The organism is Pseudomonas sp. TMW 2.1634, assembly GCF_001703595.1.
GTDB classification, from domain to species: Bacteria; Pseudomonadota; Gammaproteobacteria; order Pseudomonadales; family Pseudomonadaceae; genus Aquipseudomonas; species Aquipseudomonas fragi.
The window spans coordinates 3,487,745-3,506,232 of the sequence record NZ_CP016849.1; the positions used below are offsets into that span (position 1 = coordinate 3,487,745).

General features: G+C 61.2%; 15 protein-coding genes. 11 read left to right on the top strand and 4 right to left on the bottom strand.

Annotated elements, in window-relative coordinates:
- Window positions 1-36: 36 nt before the first annotated feature.
- Window positions 37-3,990: a trifunctional transcriptional regulator/proline dehydrogenase/L-glutamate gamma-semialdehyde dehydrogenase gene (gene putA, locus BFC21_RS16450; protein ID WP_086799168.1), complete on the top strand. Its 3,954-nt coding sequence runs from the start codon at window positions 37-39 to the stop codon at window positions 3,988-3,990.
- A 66-nt stretch (window positions 3,991-4,056) separates the two neighbouring features.
- On the opposite strand, the gene BFC21_RS16455 is transcribed toward putA, so the two are convergent.
- Window positions 4,057-4,638, bottom strand: coding sequence for a hypothetical protein (locus BFC21_RS16455; protein ID WP_120266372.1), 582 nt, complete (start codon window positions 4,636-4,638; stop codon window positions 4,057-4,059).
- 245 nt (window positions 4,639-4,883) lie between these two features.
- Here BFC21_RS16455 and BFC21_RS16460 point away from each other — a divergent pair, with 245 nt between their 5' ends.
- The 3 genes from BFC21_RS16460 (at window position 4,884) to selO (ending at window position 11,584) form a co-directional block, all read left to right on the top strand.
- Window positions 4,884-6,626 (top strand): potassium/proton antiporter, encoded by a 1,743-nt coding sequence (locus tag BFC21_RS16460; RefSeq protein ID WP_016783236.1) that lies wholly within the window; start codon window positions 4,884-4,886, stop codon window positions 6,624-6,626.
- A 35-nt stretch (window positions 6,627-6,661) separates the two neighbouring features.
- Window positions 6,662-10,009, top strand: coding sequence for a mechanosensitive channel MscK (mscK, locus tag BFC21_RS16465; protein WP_095004316.1), 3,348 nt, complete (start codon window positions 6,662-6,664; stop codon window positions 10,007-10,009).
- Between the two features lie 111 nt (window positions 10,010-10,120).
- Window positions 10,121-11,584, top strand: a complete 1,464-nt coding sequence (selO, locus tag BFC21_RS16470) for a protein adenylyltransferase SelO (RefSeq protein ID WP_120266373.1) — start codon at window positions 10,121-10,123, stop codon at window positions 11,582-11,584.
- Window positions 11,585-11,710: 126 nt separating this feature from the next.
- On the opposite strand, the gene BFC21_RS16475 is transcribed toward selO, so the two are convergent.
- Window positions 11,711-12,112 carry a type II toxin-antitoxin system HigA family antitoxin gene (locus tag BFC21_RS16475; RefSeq protein ID WP_016783233.1) on the bottom strand — a complete coding sequence of 134 codons (402 nt, stop codon included), beginning with the start codon at window positions 12,110-12,112 and terminating at the stop codon, window positions 11,711-11,713.
- Between the two features lie 5 nt (window positions 12,113-12,117).
- A complete protein-coding gene (locus BFC21_RS16480) occupies window positions 12,118-12,405 on the bottom strand; it encodes a type II toxin-antitoxin system HigB family toxin (RefSeq protein WP_086799173.1) in 288 nt (95 codons plus the stop codon).
- Between the two features lie 262 nt (window positions 12,406-12,667).
- On the opposite strand from BFC21_RS16480, the gene trxC reads away from it, so the two are divergent.
- Window positions 12,668-13,108, top strand: coding sequence for a thioredoxin TrxC (gene trxC / locus BFC21_RS16485; RefSeq protein ID WP_016783231.1), 441 nt, complete (start codon window positions 12,668-12,670; stop codon window positions 13,106-13,108).
- Here trxC and BFC21_RS16490 read toward each other — a convergent pair.
- Entirely contained in the window at window positions 13,105-13,878 is a 774-nt protein-coding gene (locus tag BFC21_RS16490; RefSeq protein WP_016783230.1) for a ParA family protein, read from the bottom strand. The genes trxC and BFC21_RS16490 overlap by 4 nt on opposite strands.
- A 304-nt stretch (window positions 13,879-14,182) precedes the next feature.
- Here BFC21_RS16490 and BFC21_RS16495 point away from each other — a divergent pair, with 304 nt between their 5' ends.
- From BFC21_RS16495 to BFC21_RS16520, 6 genes are read left to right on the top strand one after another with little or no spacing between them, the layout of a single operon-like run.
- Window positions 14,183-14,902, top strand: a complete 720-nt coding sequence (locus BFC21_RS16495; RefSeq protein WP_088378397.1) for a beta-ketoacyl synthase chain length factor — start codon at window positions 14,183-14,185, stop codon at window positions 14,900-14,902.
- A complete protein-coding gene (locus BFC21_RS16500) occupies window positions 14,878-15,690 on the top strand; it encodes a 1-acyl-sn-glycerol-3-phosphate acyltransferase (protein ID WP_088378398.1) in 813 nt (270 codons plus the stop codon). Before BFC21_RS16495 ends, BFC21_RS16500 begins: the two co-directional genes overlap by 25 nt.
- Window positions 15,665-15,925 carry a phosphopantetheine-binding protein gene (locus BFC21_RS16505; protein ID WP_016783227.1) on the top strand — a complete coding sequence of 87 codons (261 nt, stop codon included), beginning with the start codon at window positions 15,665-15,667 and terminating at the stop codon, window positions 15,923-15,925. Before BFC21_RS16500 ends, BFC21_RS16505 begins: the two co-directional genes overlap by 26 nt.
- Window positions 15,926-15,934: 9 nt before the next feature.
- Window positions 15,935-16,189 (top strand): acyl carrier protein, encoded by a 255-nt coding sequence (locus BFC21_RS16510; RefSeq protein WP_086799180.1) that lies wholly within the window; start codon window positions 15,935-15,937, stop codon window positions 16,187-16,189.
- Entirely contained in the window at window positions 16,186-16,731 is a 546-nt protein-coding gene (locus BFC21_RS16515) for a hypothetical protein (RefSeq protein ID WP_088378399.1), read from the top strand. The genes BFC21_RS16510 and BFC21_RS16515 overlap by 4 nt, the downstream gene beginning before the upstream one ends.
- Window positions 16,728-18,398, top strand: a complete 1,671-nt coding sequence (locus BFC21_RS16520) for an AMP-binding protein (protein WP_120266374.1) — start codon at window positions 16,728-16,730, stop codon at window positions 18,396-18,398. Before BFC21_RS16515 ends, BFC21_RS16520 begins: the two co-directional genes overlap by 4 nt.
- The last annotated feature ends 90 nt before the right edge of the window (window positions 18,399-18,488 follow it).

Consider the following 18,488-nt stretch of genomic DNA (forward strand, 5'->3'; position numbering starts at 1 on the left):
CTGCCACGCAAATGTGGCACCCATGAGGATAAAAAAATGGCTACCACCACCCTTGGGGTCAAACTTGATGACCCGACCCGCGAGCGCCTCAAGGCCGCCGCGACCTCGATTGATCGCACGCCACACTGGCTGATCAAGCAGGCAATCTTCAATTACCTGGAAAAACTCGAGGGTGGTGCAACCCTGACCGAGTTGAGCGGTATCCCTGGCACTGCCAGCGATGACGCCGACGACGTACAAGCCGACCATGCGCATCAGTGCTTCCTGGAGTTCGCCGAAAGCATCCTGCCGCAATCCGTGCTGCGCGCGGCCATCACCTCGGCGTACCGTCGCCCGGAACCCGAAGTGGTGCCCATGCTGCTGGAGCAGGCGCGCCTGCCGGCCCCAATGGCCGAAGCCACACAAACCCTGGCCGCCTCGATTGCCGAAAAACTGCGCAATCAGAAGAGCGCCGGTGGCCGTGCCGGCATCGTCCAAGGCTTGCTGCAGGAATTTTCCCTGTCGTCCCAGGAAGGCGTAGCCCTGATGTGCCTGGCCGAAGCACTGCTGCGTATCCCGGACAAGGGCACCCGTGACGCCCTGATCCGCGACAAGATCAGCACCGGCAACTGGCACCCGCACCTGGGCAACAGCCCGTCGCTGTTCGTCAACGCCGCCACCTGGGGCCTGTTGCTGACCGGCAAGCTGGTGTCGACGCACAACGAAGCCGGCCTGACCTCCTCCCTGAGCCGCATCATCGGCAAAAGTGGCGAGCCGATGATCCGCAAAGGCGTCGACATGGCCATGCGCCTGATGGGCGAGCAGTTTGTCACCGGCGAGACCATCGCCGAAGCCCTGGCCAACGCCACGCGCTTTGAAGCCAAGGGCTTCCGTTATTCCTACGACATGCTCGGTGAAGCCGCACTGACCGAACATGACGCACAGAAGTACCTGGCGTCCTACGAGCAAGCCATCCACTCGATCGGCAAGGCTTCCCACGGCCGTGGCATCTACGAAGGCCCGGGCATCTCCATCAAGCTGTCGGCCCTGCACCCGCGCTACAGCCGCGCCCAGTATGAACGCGTGATGGACGAGCTGTACCCGCGCCTGCTGTCGCTGACCTTGCTGGCCAAGAAGTACGACATCGGCCTCAACATTGACGCCGAAGAAGCCGACCGCCTGGAAATCTCCCTCGACCTGCTTGAGCGCCTGTGCTTCGAACCGCAGCTGGCGGGCTGGAACGGCATCGGTTTCGTGATCCAGGCCTACCAGAAGCGTTGCCCTTATGTGATCGACTATGTGATCGATCTGGCGCGCCGCAGCCGTCATCGCCTGATGATCCGCCTGGTGAAGGGCGCGTACTGGGACAGCGAAATCAAGCGCGCCCAGGTCGAAGGCCTGGAAGGCTACCCGGTCTACACCCGCAAGGTGTACACCGACGTATCCTACCTCGCTTGTGCGAAAAAGCTGCTGGCCGTGCCGGAAGCCATCTACCCGCAATTCGCCACCCACAACGCCCAAACGTTGTCGGCGATTTACCACATTGCCGGTCAGAACTACTACCCGGGCCAGTACGAGTTCCAGTGCCTGCACGGCATGGGCGAACCCCTCTACGAGCAGGTTGTGGGCAAAGTATCTGAAGGCAAGCTGAACCGTCCGTGCCGCGTGTACGCTCCGGTCGGCACCCACGAAACACTGCTGGCTTACCTGGTGCGTCGCCTGCTGGAAAACGGCGCGAACACCTCGTTCGTCAACCGCATCGCCGACCACACCATCGCGATTCACGAGCTGGTGGCCGATCCGGTGAGTCAGATCGAACAAATGGCCACGGCCGAAGGCGGCTTCGGCTTGCCGCATCCGCGCATCCCGCTGCCGCGTGACCTGTATGGCAGTGAACGCGCCAACTCCAGCGGCATCGACATGTCCAACGAACACCGTCTGGCATCGCTGTCCTGCGCCTTGCTGGCCACGGCCCACAACGACTGGAAAGCCGCGCCGATGCTCGGTTGCGATTCCAGCAGCGAAACCCCGGCAGCGGTGCTCAACCCGGCCGACCTGCGTGATGTGGTCGGTCATGTACAAGAAGCCACCGTTGAAGACGCCGACAACGCCATCCAGTGCGCCCTGAGCGCCGCACCGATCTGGCAGGCCACCCCGCCCGCCGAGCGTGCTGCGATCCTGGAACGCGCCGCCGACCTGATGGAAGGCGAGATCCAGCCACTGATGGGCCTGCTGGCCCGCGAAGCCGGCAAGACCTTCGCCAACGCCATCGCCGAAGTGCGCGAAGCCGTGGATTTCCTGCGTTACTACGCGGTACAGGCGCGCAACGACTTCACCAACGATGCCCACCGCCCATTGGGCCCGGTGGTCTGCATCAGCCCGTGGAACTTCCCGCTGGCCATCTTCAGCGGCCAGGTGGCTGCAGCACTGGCAGCCGGCAACCCGGTACTGGCCAAGCCTGCGGAACAAACGCCGCTGGTCGCTGCACAAGCCGTACGCATTCTGCTCGAAGCCGGCATCCCACAGGGCGTGCTGCAATTGCTGCCGGGCCGTGGCGAAACCGTCGGCGCGCGCCTGGTGGGCGATGATCGCGTCAAAGGCGTGATGTTCACCGGTTCCACCGAAGTTGCCCGCCTGTTGCAACGCAACATTGCCGGCCGCCTGGATGCCCAGGGCCGCCCGATCCCGCTGATCGCCGAAACTGGCGGCCAGAACGCCATGATCGTCGACTCTTCGGCCCTGACCGAACAAGTGGTTATCGACGTGGTGTCGTCGGCGTTCGACAGCGCCGGTCAACGCTGCTCGGCGCTGCGCGTCCTGTGCCTGCAGGAAGATTCGGCAGACCGCGTCATCGAAATGCTCAAGGGTGCAATGGCCGAATCGCGCATGGGCAACCCCGAGCGCCTGAACGTGGACATTGGCCCGGTGATCGACGCCGAAGCCAAGGCCGGGATCGAGCAACATATCCAGGGCATGCGCGACAAGGGCCGTACCGTTTACCAGATGGCCATTGCCGATATCGAAGAATGCAAACGCGGCACCTTCGTCATGCCGACCCTGATCGAACTGGAAAGCTTCGACGAGCTGGAACGGGAAATCTTCGGGCCGGTGCTGCACGTGGTGCGCTACAAGCGCAAGGACATCGACCAGTTGATCGCACAGATCAACGCTTCGGGTTATGGCCTGACACTGGGCGTGCATACCCGCATCGACGAAACCATTGCCAAGGTGGTCAATAACGTCAACGCCGGTAACGTCTACGTCAACCGCAACATCGTGGGTGCCGTGGTCGGCGTGCAGCCGTTCGGCGGTGAAGGTCTGTCGGGCACCGGCCCGAAAGCCGGTGGCCCGCTGTACCTGTACCGCCTGCTGTCGACCCGCCCGGGCAATGCGATCGAGCAATCGTTCGCCAAGGTCGATGCCGTAACGGCACCTGATACCCAGGCCCGCGAAGCCATGAGCAAACCGCTCAGTGCCCTGCAAGCCTGGGCCAGCAGCAACCAGCAACCAGCGCTGGCCGAACTGTGCAGCGAATATGCCGCACACTCGCAAAGCGGCATCACGCGCCTGCTCAACGGCCCGACTGGCGAGCGCAACAGCTACGCCATCCTGCCGCGTGAACATGTGCTGTGCCTGGCCGAGGTTGAAAGCGACCTGCTGACCCAACTGGCTGCCGTTCTGGCAGTGGGCAGCTCGGCCGTCCTGCCGCAAAGCGAACTGGCCAAGGCCCTGCTGGCCCGCCTGCCAAAAGAGGTGCAGGCACGCATCACGCTGGTGGCCGACTGGACCAAGGACGACGTGATCTTCGACGCCGTCCTGCACCACGGTGATTGCGACCAGCTGCGTGACGTGTGCCAGCAAGTGGCACAACGGGCTGGCGCCATCGTTGGCGTACAGGGCCTGTCCCAGGGTGAAACCAATATCGCCCTGGAACGCCTGGTGATCGAACGCGCCCTGAGCGTCAACACCGCTGCTGCAGGTGGCAACGCGAGCCTGATGACCATCGGTTGATGGTGTGATCGGGCACTGAAAAACCGGGCTCCCGAAAGGGTTGCCCGGTTTTTTTACGACTCGACTTCAGCGCTGGCTCGTGAGCGCTGCATAGACAACGGCGACCATCAACAGCGCACCGACCACCATCCAGGCAATATTGATGCCGTTCAAGGCCTTGTTAAGGCTGCCCTGCGGGTCACCCGCCAGGGTGTTGATTGCACGCTGGGCCGCCACCAGCATGGCGCAGCAAACGGTTATCAGCGCCACATTGGCAAACAACACGTAGGCCTCATCCGAGGGCCGGGTAAAGAACGTGGACACCAGCACCGAGAACATGACCAACCCCATGATGACCAGCCCCCTGGTTTCGGGCTGCCAGAAATAGTAGCGCCCAGACCGGTCCAGACCGTTTTGCACCACTTCAAACAACGGCAGGATGAAAAATGGCCAAAGCACCCCGCGCACCACCGGCGTAATCGACGCCCCCGTCACTGCCTTGTAGGACGCCCAGTTGCGATATGACCAATAGACCATGTACCCGCCTGCCGTGAACCCATACAGCAACAGAAACTTGCTGACAGACACGACATAGAGGTTGATCCGCTGGTCGTCGCACTGCGATGGGGTGTTCGTTAGCCTGTTGCCAGCCTCGGTTGCAGGGTTCATAGCCTGTCCATGCATAAGTGGGAGGCTGCAGTAGACACAAATTGCCCAATATAAAAATGCAGTGAAAATCTGTTTTTTTTGTAAGAAAGACCTTTCAACCCTACTTAACAGGCCCAAATACGCTCAGGGTGAAATTCATTCAAAACCTTTTTGACAGCCCGCCAATCGCGCAGGTTAGAATCGATGGCACGCAGGCTGCATGTTGAGTCTGCGCCCTGTCTTTTGAGCTTTCTGGAGTACTGCCTTTGAATGCGACGACCATCAACAGCCTGTTCTTGATCGGCGCGTTGCTGGTAGGTGCAAGCATCCTGGTGAGTTCCCTGTCTTCGCGCCTGGGCATCCCGATCCTGGTCATCATCCTTGCGGTGGGCATGACGGCGGGTGTCGATGGCGGCGGCATTATTTTTGACAACTACCCCACGGCCTACCTGGTGGGTAACCTCGCCCTGGCGGTGATTCTGCTCGATGGCGGCTTGCGCACCCGGGTTTCCAGTTTTCGCGTGGCCTTATGGCCCGCGTTATCGCTGGCCACGGTGGGGGTGATGATCACCACCGGGCTGACCGGGCTGATGGCCGCCTGGCTGTTCAACCTCAACTTGATCCAGGGTCTGCTGGTCGGCGCCATTGTCGGCTCCACCGATGCCGCGGCGGTGTTCTCGCTGCTGGGCGGCAAGGGCCTGAACGAGCGGGTTTCCGCCAGCCTTGAGATCGAATCAGGCAGCAACGACCCGATGGCGGTGTTCCTTACCGTCACCCTGATCGACATGCTCGCCAGCGGCGAAACCGGCCTGCACTGGAGCCTGCTGTTCAATCTGGTGCGCGAATTTGCCATCGGTGGCGCAGTTGGCCTGGCAGGCGGCTGGCTGATGCTGCAGATGGTCAACCGGATCAACCTGGCCAACGGCCTGTACCCGATCCTGGTGATCGCCGGCGGCCTGGTCGTGTTCTCCCTGACCAACGCCCTGCACGGCAGCGGCTTCCTCGCGGTGTACCTGTGCGGCCTGGTGATCGGCAACAGCCCGATTCGCAGCCGTCATGGCATTTTGCATATGCTCGACGGCATGGCCTGGCTGGCCCAGATCGGCATGTTCCTGGTGCTGGGCTTGCTGGTCACCCCCCATGACCTGCTGCCCATCGCCATTCCCGCGCTGGCCCTGGCCCTGTGGATGATTCTGTTCGCCCGCCCCTTGTCGGTGATGGTCGGCCTGCTGCCCTTCAAGGCCTTCCACGGCCGCGAAAAAGCCTTTATCTCCTGGGTAGGCCTGCGCGGCGCGGTGCCGATCATTCTCGCGGTGTTCCCGCTGATGGCCGGGCTGCCCAATGCGCAGCTGTATTTCAACCTGGCGTTCTTTATCGTGCTGGTCTCCCTGTTGGTGCAAGGCACCAGCCTGCCGTGGGTTGCCAAGCTGCTCAAGGTGACCGTGCCGCCAGACCTCGCCCCCGTGTCCCGCTCAGCCCTTGAAGTGCATGTCACCAGCGAGTGGGAACTCTTTGTTTATCGTCTCGACGCACAAAACTGGTGCATCGGCGCCGCCCTGCGCGAGCTGAAAATGCCTGACGGCACCCGCATTGCAGCCCTGTTTCGCGACAAAAAACTGCTCCACCCGTCGGGCAGCACCACCCTGGAAGTGGGTGATCTGCTCTGTGTCATCGGCCATGAACATGACTTGCCAGCCCTGGGCAAACTGTTCAGCCAGCCTCCGAGCCGTGGCCTGGACCTGCGCTTTTTTGGCGACTTCGTGCTCGAAGGCGACGCCCAGCTGGGCGCTGTAGCCGCCTTGTACGGCCTCAAGCTCGACGGCATCAACCCGGACACCTCGCTGAGCAGCTTCATTGCCCACAAGGTCGGCGGCGCGCCAGTGGTCGGCGACCAGGTGGAGTGGAACAACACCATCTGGACGGTCGCGATGATGGAAGGGAACAAGATCGCCAAAGTGGGCGTCAGATTCCCCGAAGGAAGTGCACCGGGCCCCGGGCTGTTCCTCTAAACTGCAACTTTCTGCCCCTTGTCTGACCGGTATCTATGCCAACTCTGCGCACGTTCATCGCAACCGTCCTGCTCGGTCTGAGCCTTTGTGTCGGCACGCTTCACGCGGCCGAGCCACCTACCGCCGAGGCGGTGCAGCAAAGCCTGGACAAAATTGCCGACCGCAAGCTGCCGGATGCGGATCAAAAAGCCCTGCAGGCGGTACTCCAGCAGACCCTGACCCTGCTGGAAAACAAGGCTGATTACGAACAGCGCCTGAACGACGTCAAGCAGCAGCTCAATGATGCCCCGCGCCAGACCGGCGAAAACCAGCGCGAACTGGCCCGGCTCAAGGCCAGCACGCCCATCCCGGTGGCACAGCGCTATAAAGACCTGTCTGTGCCGCAGCTGGAGCAGATGCTGGCCGAGCGCACCACGCAACAAGGTGAGTTGCAAAAAGCCCTGGCCATTGCCAACAGTCAGAGCATTGCCGCACAGACCCGCCCGGAGCGGGCCCAGGCCGAAATCAGTAACAGCCAGACGCGCATCCAGCAGATCGGCAATATCCTGAAAACCGGTCGCGACAATGGCAAATTGCTAACCCCCGACCAGCGCAACCAGCTCAATGCCGAGGCCGCCTCGCTTACCGCGCTGATCGCCCTGCGCCGCCAGGAGCTGGCTGGCAACAGCCTGCTGCAAGACCTGAGCGGCAGCCAGCACGACCTGCTGCTGGAGAAGACCACGCGCCAGGACCAGGAAATCCAGGACCTGCAAACCCTGATCAACCAGAAGCGTTTGGCTCAATCGCAGCAGACCGTGACCGAGCAATCCATCGAGGCGAAAAAGTCCGGCAGCAGCAGCCTGCTGGCGACCGAAAGTGCCATAAACCTCAAGCTCTCCGACTACCTGCTGCGCAGCACCGACCGCCTCAACGAAGTCACCCAGCAGAACCTCGAAACCAAGCAGCAACTGGACAACGTGACCCAGAGCGACCAGGCGCTGGATGAGCAGATCAATGTGCTCAAGGGCAGCCTGTTGCTGTCGAAAATCCTGTACAAGCAAAAACAGGCCCTGCCGCGCCTGCAAAAAATGGACAAGAACCTGGCGGACGAAATCGCCGATATTCGCCTGTATCAGTTTGAAATCAATCAGCAGCGCGAGCTGATCAGCAACCCGACGACCTACGTCGATAACCTGCTGTCGACCCAGCCCGCCGACCAGGTCACCCCGCAACTGCGCAAAACCCTTATCGACCTGGTAAACACCCGCAGCGACCTGCTGGACCGCCTGAACCGCGAACTCAGCTCGCTGCTTAACGAATCCATCACCCTGCAACTGAACCAGAAGCAATTGCTCAGCACCGCCCAGAGCCTGCGCGCAACGCTGGACGAGCAGATGTTCTGGATCCCCAGCAACAAGCCGCTGGATCTGGAATGGCTGGAAACCGCACCGCGCCAGCTTGAACAGCAAGTCACCACCCTGCCGTGGGGCTCCAGCGTTAGCGAGCTGGCAGAAGGCCTGGTGCAGCGGCCGCTGCTGTTTCTGCCGTTTCTGCTGGTGGTGGTGGCCCTGCTGTGGAAACGCCGCTACCTCTACAGCAAATTGAACAAAATCCACCAGGACATCGGTCACTTCAAACGCGACAGCCAATGGCACACGCCGCTGGCGATTCTGATCAACATCCTGCTGGCGATGCCCATTTCACTGGCCCTGGCCCTGTGCGGCTACGCCCTGCAAACCGATGCCCGGGGCATGAACGCCAATACTGGCGCGGCCTTGATCCAGATGGCCGAGGCCTGGCTGGTGTTCTACACCGCCTACCGGATTCTGGCCCCGGGTGGCGTGGCCGAACTGCATTTCCGCTGGGAAAAACCCCTGGTCGCGTTCCTGCAAAACTGGATTCGCAAGCTCGGTTTTGTGGTACTGGCCCTGGTGGCCGTGGTCGCCTTTGCCGAACAACAACCGGCGGCGCTGGCCGACGACGTGCTGGGCATCCTCGTCGTGTTGAGCTGCTATGCCGCGATGGCCTGGCTGCTCTGCCGCTTGCTGCTCAATGACTTCGAGACCGCGACAAAAGCCTATCGCCTGCGCAAGTTGCTCGGCTTTGCTTTTGCCCTGCTACCGCTGGCGCTGTTCGTGGCAGTGTGTTTTGGCTATTACTACACCGCGCTCAAGCTCAGCGACCGCCTGATCAACACCCTCTACCTGCTGATGTTCTGGCTGGTGGTCGAGGCAGCCTTTGTGCGCGGCCTGGCCGTGGCGGCACGGCGCCTGGCCTACCAGCGCGCACTGGCCAAGCGCCAGGCCGCCAAGGAAGCCGGCGAAGGCAACGATGCCATCATCGAAGAGCCGACCCTGGATATCGAACAGGTCAACCAGCAATCCCTGCGCCTGATCCGCCTGGCCCTGCTGGCGGGTTTTATCGGCGTGCTGTATTGGGTGTGGGCCGACCTGATCTCGGTGTTTGCCTACCTCGACAACATCACCCTGTACGAATACACCAGCGGCACCGGCGCCAACATGAGCATGGTGCCCATCAGTATTGGCGACGTGATCGGGGCGCTGGTCATCATCGGCATCAGTATTGCGCTGGCGCGCAACCTCCCCGGCCTGCTTGAAGTACTGGTGCTGTCGCGCCTCGATCTGGGCCAGGGCAGCGCCTACGCCACCACCACGCTGCTGACCTATGTGATTATCGGTATCGGCTTTGTCTCCACCCTGTCCACCCTGGGCGTGAGCTGGGACAAGCTGCAATGGCTGGTGGCCGCGCTGTCGGTGGGCCTGGGCTTCGGCATGCAGGAAATCTTCGCCAACTTTATTTCAGGGATCATGATTCTGTTCGAGCGCCCGGTGCGTATCGGCGACACCATTACCATCGGCAACCTGTCGGGCACCGTGAGCAAGATCCGCATTCGGGCCACCACCATCACCGACTTCGACCGCAAGGACATCATCGTCCCGAACAAGACGTTTATCACCGGGCAACTGATCAACTGGTCGCTGACCGACACCATCACCCGCGTGACGCTCAAGCTGGGGGTCGATTACGGCTCCGACCTGGACCTGGTCAAGCAATTGCTGCTCAAGGCCGCACAAGAGAACCCGCGCGTGCTCAAAGACCCGGAGCCGCACGTGTACTTTCTCAACTTCGGGCAAAGCACCCTCGACCACGAACTGCGCATGCATGTGCGCGACCTGGGCGACCGCAACCCGGTGATCGACGAGGTCAACCGCTTTATCAACCGCGAGTTCAAGAACCACAACATCAACATCTCGTTCCAGCAGATGGAGGTGTACCTCAAGAACCTGCAGGGGCAAGAATACAAGCTGGTGCCCGTAGGGCCGGAAGTCCCGCCCGAGCCGACACCACCACCGCAAAAGCCGCAGTTGGGCAAGCTCGACTGACTCAAGGCTGATGCAACCTCTGTGGGAGCTGGCTTGCCTGCGATGCAGACGAATCGGTTTAACTGGCCAAGCCCGCTCCCACCTTAGACATGCATTTACTGGAGACGGTCATTGAAAGCCCTCGACGAACTGACTTTTGATAACCGCTTCGCTCGGCTGGGTGACGCGTTTTCAACTCACGTACTGCCCGAGCCCATCGACGCACCCCGCGTGGTGGTGACCAGCGACGCCGCTATGGCACTACTCGATCTCGACCCGGCTGTCGCCCAGGACCCGGTCTTTGCCCAACTGTTTGGCGGCCATACCCTGTGGGCCGACGCCGAACCCCGGGCGATGGTCTACTCCGGTCATCAGTTCGGCTCCTACAACCCGCAACTGGGCGATGGCCGCGGGTTACTGCTGGGCGAGGTGTATAACGATGCGGGCGAGCATTGGGACTTGCACCTCAAGGGCGCCGGCATGACCCCTTACTCGCGCATGGGCGATGGCCGCGCAGTACTGCGCTCCTCGATCCGCGAGTTTCTCGCCAGCGAGGCCCTGCATGCCTTGGGCATTCCCAGCAGCCGCGCCCTGTGCGTGATCGGCTCCGACACTCCGGTGTGGCGTGAAACCCGGGAGAGCGCAGCAATGGTGCTACGCCTGGCGCCCAGCCATGTGCGTTTCGGCCATTTCGAATACTTCTACTACACCAAACGCCCCGAGCAACAAAAGCTGCTGGGCGAGCATGTGCTGGCGCTGCACTTCCCCGAGTGCCTGGAGCAACCCGAGCCGTACCTGGCCATGTTCCGCGAAATTGTCGAGCGCAACGCCGCACTGATCGCCAAGTGGCAGGCCTACGGCTTTTGCCACGGGGTGATGAACACCGACAACATGTCGATCCTGGGCATTACCTTCGACTTTGGCCCGTTCGCCTTCCTCGATGACTTTGACGCCCAGTTCATCTGTAACCATTCCGATCACGAAGGGCGTTACTCCTTCAGCAACCAGGTGCCGATCGGGCAGTGGAACCTCAGCGCGCTGGCCCAGGCATTGACGCCGTTTATCAGTGTTGAAGCCTTGCGCGAGACCCTCGGGCTGTTTTTACCGCTGTACCAGGCCCACTACCTGGACCTGATGCGCCGCCGCTTGGGCCTGACCCGTGGCGAAGACGCCGATCAGCAACTGGTCGAAACCCTGCTGCAAAAGATGCAAGGCAGCAGCATCGACTACACCCTGTTTTTCCGTCGTTTGGGCGACGAACCCGCCGAGCAGGCAGTCGCCCGCTTGCGGGAAGAATTTGTCGACCTCAAGGGTTTTGATGACTGGGCTGCGCAGTACGTGGCCCGCGTCGCCCGGGACGGCGCAAGTGATGAACAGGCACGGCGTGAGCGCATGCACGCGGTCAATCCGCTGTATATCTTGCGCAACTACCTGGCACAAAAGGCCATCGATGCGGCGCAGGCCGGGGATTACAGCGAAGTGCAACGCTTGCACACCGTATTGACCCAACCGTTCACCGAACAGCCGGGCATGGAAGGCTACGCCGAACGCCCGCCGGAGTGGGGCAAGCACCTGGAAATCAGCTGTTCGTCGTGATGCACAACCGGTAAATATGCCTCCTGTGGGAGCGGGCTTGCTCGCGATGCAAGCGCCGCGGTGTTTCAGTTGAATCGCGTCGATTCAATCGCGGGCAAGCCCGCTCCCACAGAACCGAGGCCAGTCTCAGATAAACATATCCACAGGCACTTTGAAGTAATCGGCCAGCCAACGAATCTGCCGAACGTTGAGCTGGCGTTTGCCGCTGAGGATTTCAGACACCACAGACTGGGTGCCCACACCCGGCAAATCGCTTTGCGTCAGCCCGTGCTCCTGCATTACCGAGCGCAGCACATCGACGCCACTGACCTTGGGCATCGGCCGATGCTCAAGGTCGTAAGCCTCAACCCAGTCACCGAGGATGTCCACCAGGCTCATCAGGGGGTTGCTCTCATCATCGCCAATCAAGTCGGTCAGCTCATCAAGGGCGGCGACCAACTCGTCGTAATCGGCTTCGTTCTTCGGTTTTCGCAACAGCGGCGCCACGAATTGCCAGTGCTGCGCTGCCTGTTCGATCAATGGGTTCATGATGCTTATTCCTTCCATTTGCCCTTGTCATAGTCACGGTGATCCAGCACATGACGGATGTAGAGGCGCTGTACCCGATAACGCACCACAGCGATCAGCCGCAGTTTGTTACCGCCTATGTTGAAAACGTGAAACGAACCCACCTTGTCGGTGGCAGGGAAAAACGACCTTAATGCGGCGAAGTCTTCAGGGCTGAGAACCTTGATCTTGCGATACCACTCATCCAGGGCGCTCGCCGATTGCGGCCATTGTGCTTTGGCTTGCCAAATTCGTTTTGCTGTAATCACTCGCATGCAATGTCCCTATCGCATCTTGCTATGAAGGCTAAACCCGGGCGTTCTCTATCGCAACTTGCGATACTGACCACCTGACCAGTGGCACAAAACCCGGGGGGTATTTACAGACTAGATAGAGACCTGCGAACCGGTTTCGGCACATTGTGAGCAGATACGTCATGACGGGTGGCGGCCCGGGTGTTCATCTGCTGAACTGCACGCCATCAATCTGGAGTCGCTGCGACAGGCGGCACCCACGACCCTTTTCGAGGAATTTTCCATGACCGAACCGCTGCTGATTCCCTGCCCCCACTGCAATGGCCTTAACCGTATCCCCGGCGATCGCCTGGGCGAGCACCCCAAGTGCGGGCGCTGCAAAAATGAAGTGCTGCAAGCCAGGCCCTTTGAGCTGCAGCAAACCGACTACGCCAGCCAGATCAAGGGCGACCTGCCGCTATTGGTGGATGTATGGGCCGAGTGGTGCGGGCCGTGCAAGGCCTTTGCGCCAGTGTTCGAACAGGCTGCCAGCCAACTGCTGGGCAAGTGCCGGCTGGCCAAGCTCGACAGTGAGGCCAATCAGCAACTGGCCGGGCAACTGGGCATCCGCTCGATCCCCAGCCTGATCCTGTTTAAAAATGGCCGCGAAGTGGCCCGCCAGAGCGGTGCGCTGCCTTTGCAGCAACTGACCGCCTGGCTGCGCAGCCAAGGGATCAGCGCTTAAGCGTTCTGGTCAAGGTAATCGTGCAAGTCCACGAACTGCCGGGTCAGCTTGTGCCGCGGGTCGAAGTGGATCAGGGGCTGTGAAGCCTGGTGCGACTCACGCATACGCACCGAGCTGCTCAGGTACATCGGCAGCACCGGCAGCCCCTCCGCGACCAGCTCATCGAGCATTTGCTGGGGCAAACTGGCCCGGGCCTGGAACTGATTGACCACAATGCCTTCAACCAGCAGGTCTTCGTTGTGGTCTTCTTTCAGGTCAGCGATCTCGGACAACAGGCCATACAGCGCCTGCCGGGAGAAACTGTCGCAATCAAACGGGATTAGCACACGATCACAGGCGATCAGCGCCGAAACGGCGTAAAAGTTCAAGGCAGGCGGGGTATCGACGTAAATCCGATCGTAGTCTTCAGACAGCTCATCAAGCAACTTGCGCAGCTTGTTGATCTTGTGTTTTGCCTCAAGTTTGGGCTGCAGATCGGCCAGTTCGCCGGTTGCGGTAATGACGTGCAAGTTTTCAAAGGGCGTTTCGTAAATATCGACCCGGTTCTTCTTCGAACCAACGCCGGCAGACAAGCTGTGCTTGAAGAAATCGGCAATCCCCATCGGGATATCGTCGCCCGTCAGGCCGGTCAGGTATTGAGTGGAGTTGGCCTGGGCATCCAGGTCCACCAACAACGTGCGATACCCTTCGCTGGCACTGACCGCAGCCAGGTTACACGCGATGCTGGACTTGCCCACACCGCCTTTCTGGTTAAACACCACGCGACGCATTTCAAAACCTCCGTGTACCAATGAGTACCCGAGTGTAGATGGCCTTTACGCGGCTTAGCTACCTTGCAACGAAATGAACTACAGCCATTGAGCCCTTATCCGAGAAAACAAATAAACGCCCCTCACACACAAAGGGCGCTGGTCTTATTTTTTCCAAATCACAAACAAAACATACTCCAAGTGTAAGCAAAATTTGCTACGAACCAACTGCACCGGGATAATGTCGCCATTCTGTATCAAGTGTGGCGCCGATCGGTGCCCACTGTCGCATCAAGGAAGCCCGCAAGGGCGGGATGAAACTCCAGTGATCAATTTCAATATCGCCGCGTGGCGTGCCTGGGCACCGGGCCTCGACAGCGTGGCCGATTGGCAGGCCTGGAGCCAGCGACCCGGCGTACTCGCGCCCAGCAACGCAGCCCCCGACGTCTCGTTTTTGCCCGCCATGCAACGCCGCCGCCTCAGCCGCCTGGCGCGCATGGCATTCAGCGTCGGCTGGCCACTGGCCGAAGGCCATGAAGCGCTGCCACTGGTCTTTGCCTCGCGTCACGGTGAAACCCCGCGCACGTTTGACATCCTTAGCGACCTGGCGGCCGACCAGCCCTTGTCTCCCACGCAGTTCAGCCTCTCGGTGCATAACGCCGTGATCGGCCTGTGGTCGATCATGCGCGGCGAAACCAGCGAAATGACCGCAATTGCCGCCGCCGGGGACGGCCTGGAGCATGGCCTGATCGAGGCCTGTGCCTTGCTCAATGAAGGTGCGCCTGCCGTATTGCTGATCGTCACCGAAGAACAGCCGCCCGACGCCTATGCCCACTGGATCGATGACGTGCCCTTCGCTTATGCCGTAGGCCTGCTGCTGACGCCGGGCGAGCAATGGCAGGTTTCACTGGCCAGCGGCGATGCAAGCACCGACAAGGCCCGGTGGCCCCATGCCCTGAACCTGTTGTGCCATCTGTTCGATGAGCAGACGTCATTCCAACACACCTGGAAAAACCGCGTGTGGAACTGGCAACGCAGCCTGTGAGCGCCCGACGGGATGCTTACGCCTGGCGTTTGATCGCCACAGCCATCAGCTTTGCCCTGTTCGGCATCGGTTGCCTGTGCTTGCGCCTGGTGATTTTCCCGCTGCTCAGTTGCCTGCCGGGCGACGCCATGCGTCAGCGCGAGCGCGCCCGTTTTACCATCAGCCGTCTGTTCTGGCTGTTTATTCGGACCATGACGCGCATGGGCGTGCTGACCTACGACGTACAAGGTGCCGAACGGCTCGGACGCCCCGGCCAGATGATCATCGCCAACCACCCGTCGCTTATCGACGTGGTTTTCCTGATTGGCCTGGTGAGAAATGCCAATTGCGTGGTCAAACAAAGCCTTTGGCAAAACCCGTTCACCCGCAGCCCCGTGCGTGCCGCGCAATACATCAGCAATGATGGCAGCGTCGACATGCTCGACAACGCCGCAGGCGCATTGCAGCAAGGCCAGACCCTGGTCATTTTCCCGGAAGGCACGCGTACCCAGCCGGGCCAGGCACCCGCCTTTCATCGCGGGGCCGCCGCGATTGCCCTGCGGGGTGCGAAGATCCTCACCCCGGTGGTGATCAAGGTCAGCCCCACCACGCTGACCAAGGCCGAACCCTGGTACCGCATACCCGATCGGCGCGTGCACTTCAGTTTTCGGGTAGGTGCCGATATAGATCCACAGACCTTTAGCGCGCTAGGCCCGCCGCCCAAAGCTTCGCGCCTGCTCAATGACTTCGTGCATGACTATTTTATTAAGGAGCTCGCCACAGATGAGCGATCTGAAAAACGACATTAAACAGCTGATCATCGATGCCCTGGGCCTGGAAGACATCAGCGTCAGCGACATTGGCGACGAGCAGACCCTGTTTGGCGACGGCCTGGGGCTGGATTCGGTCGATGCGCTTGAGCTCGGCCTAGCGATTCAAAAAACCTACGGCATCAAGATAGATGCCGACGCCAAAGATACGCGCAATCACTTTTCCAACGTGGCCAGCCTTGCGGCTTTTGTCACCGCCAAACAGGCAGCCTGAGACCGAACCATGCAAAACCGTGACGACATTTTCAACACCCTGCGCGACGCACTGGTCGAACTCTTTGAACTGGAACCCGAGCGCGTCACCCTGGATGCCAACCTGTACCAGGACCTGGAAATCGACAGCATCGACGCCGTCGACCTGATCGACCATATCAAGCGCAAAACCGGCAAGCGTATCGCCGCAGAAGAGTTCAAGTCGGTGCGCACCGTCAATGACGTGGTCGAGGCGGTTTACCGTCTGGTTCACGCTGACGCATGAGTCGGCTGATTGGCCTTGGCCTGCTGCTGGCTGGCCTGCTGTACCCCTTTGCGGTGCATTTCGGCATGGCCCATTTCGCGCCGTGGCAGTTCGCCCTGCTGCTGGGCAGCCTGTGGCTGGCCCGCGCCCTGACCGGCGAGCGACGCCCCGGCGGAGTGTGGATGGCGGTGGTTGCACTGGTGTTCTGCGCCCTGCTGGCGTTGTTCAACAGCCCGGCATTGTTGCGCTGGTACCCGGTGCTGATCAGCACCTTCATGCTCGGCCTGTTTGGCCTGAGCCTGAAATTCGGGCCACCGATGATCGAGCGCCTGGCGCGCTTGCACGAGCCGGTGCTGCCCGACATTGCAATTGTTTATACGCGACAGGTCACCAAGGTCTGGTGCCTGTTTTTCATGCTCAACGGGTTGGTCGCAGCGAGCCTGACGCTGTGGGCGCCGCTGAGCTGGTGGACGTTGTACAACGGCCTGATCGCCTACGCGCTGATGGGGCTGCTGTTTGCCATTGAATGGCTGATACGACAAAAGGTAAGAGGCCGGGCATGAATTGGATAAAACTTGAGCAGCTGTTGCTCAAGGGGTACACGGATCGCCGGGTCACGGTTGACCCTGAGTTGAACCACGCCACGTTGCGTGAACAGGCCCTGCGCCTGGCGGGTGGCCTGCGCCAACGCGGCGTGCAGCACATTGCCGTACACCTGGAAGACGCTGCCGAACTGGCCGTGGCCTTGCTGGGCGCGTGGCGGGCCGGGGTCAGCGTGCTGCTGCCCGCCGACCTGCAGGCGCAAACCCGGTTGCGCTGGGACAGCCAGGTCGACCTGTGGATAACTCAAGGCGACGCACTGCAAGCCTTGTACGCCGAGGCCCTGCCTGCGGCCGAACTGGATCTGGACCTGTGCCGGCTGAGCCTGTGTACCTCCGGTTCCAGCGGCGAGCCCAAGCGCATCGACAAAAGCCTGCGCCAGATGGCCAACGAAGTTCAGGCACTGGAGCAACTGTGGGGCGCGGACCTGGGTGATGCGTGCATTATCGCCAGTGTGGCGGCGCAGCATATCTACGGGCTGTTGTTCCGTGTGCTGTGGCCATTGTGCGCAGGTCGCAGCTTTGTGCGCACACAACTGGCCTTCCCTGAAGACATGCAACGCGCCAGCCGCGAGCACCCTGCTTTTGCCTGGGTCGCCAGCCCGGCCTTGCTCAAGCGCATGGCCGACAACCTCGACTGGCCAGCGCTAAGCCCGGTTCGCCGGGTGTTTTCCTCAGGGGGCGCCCTGCCGCAAGAGGCGGCACAAGCCCTGCACGAACGCCTGGGCCAGTGGCCGACCGAGATCCTCGGCAGCTCTGAAACCGGCGGCATCGCCTGGCGTCAGGGGCAAAACCTGTGGCAGCCCTTTGCCGATGTGCAACTGAGCCAAAGCGAAGACGGCGCCCTGATCATCGCCTCTGCCTACTTGCCCACAGGCCATGTGGAACACACGGCTGATGCGGCCCGCCTTGAAGCCGACGGGCGTTTTGAGCTGCTGGGGCGGCTGGACCGCATCGTCAAACTCGAAGAAAAACGCATCTCGCTGCCCATGCTGGAACAGGCCCTGGTCAAGCATGACTGGGTCGCGGAAGCCCGTCTGGGCGTGGTCCATGACAACCGCGCCTCACTGGGCGCCCTGCTGGTGCTTAGTGCCAGCGGCCTGTTTGCCCTGCGCGAGCACGGCCGCCGTGCCCTGACTCAAACCCTGCGCCAGCACCTGAGCCAACACTGCGAAGCGTTGGCCTTGCCGCGCCGCTGGCGTTTGTTGCGTCAGCTGCCGCTCACCAGTCAGGGCAAGCTGCCCCAGACGCAGGTCGATGCATTACTGCTGGCCCCGCGCCCGAAATCCCCCGAAATATTGAGCCAGGTCGAACGTGACGGCCAATGGACCGTGAGCCTGTCTATCCCGCCGGACCTGGCGTATTTCAGCGGCCACTTCCCCACGAGCCCGGTGCTGCCAGGCGTGGTGCAAGTGGATTGGGCGATCAGCCTGGGCCAGCAACTGCTCGCCCTGCCGCCGCGTTTTGCCGGCATGGAAGTGCTCAAGTTCCAGCAACTGGTGCGCCCCGGTGACACCCTTGAACTGACCCTGTGCTTTGACCCTGAACGCAGCAAGTTGCACTTCGCCTACCGCAACGCCACGGCGCCCTGCTCCAGTGGCCGCATCGTCCTGGAGGCCGACTGTGGATAATCCCGTAGCAGCTGCCGAAGGCGGCGTCCGGTTGCGCAGCAATCGTAAACCGGCTTGCACGATGATCCTGAAAAACCAAGGCACCAGACT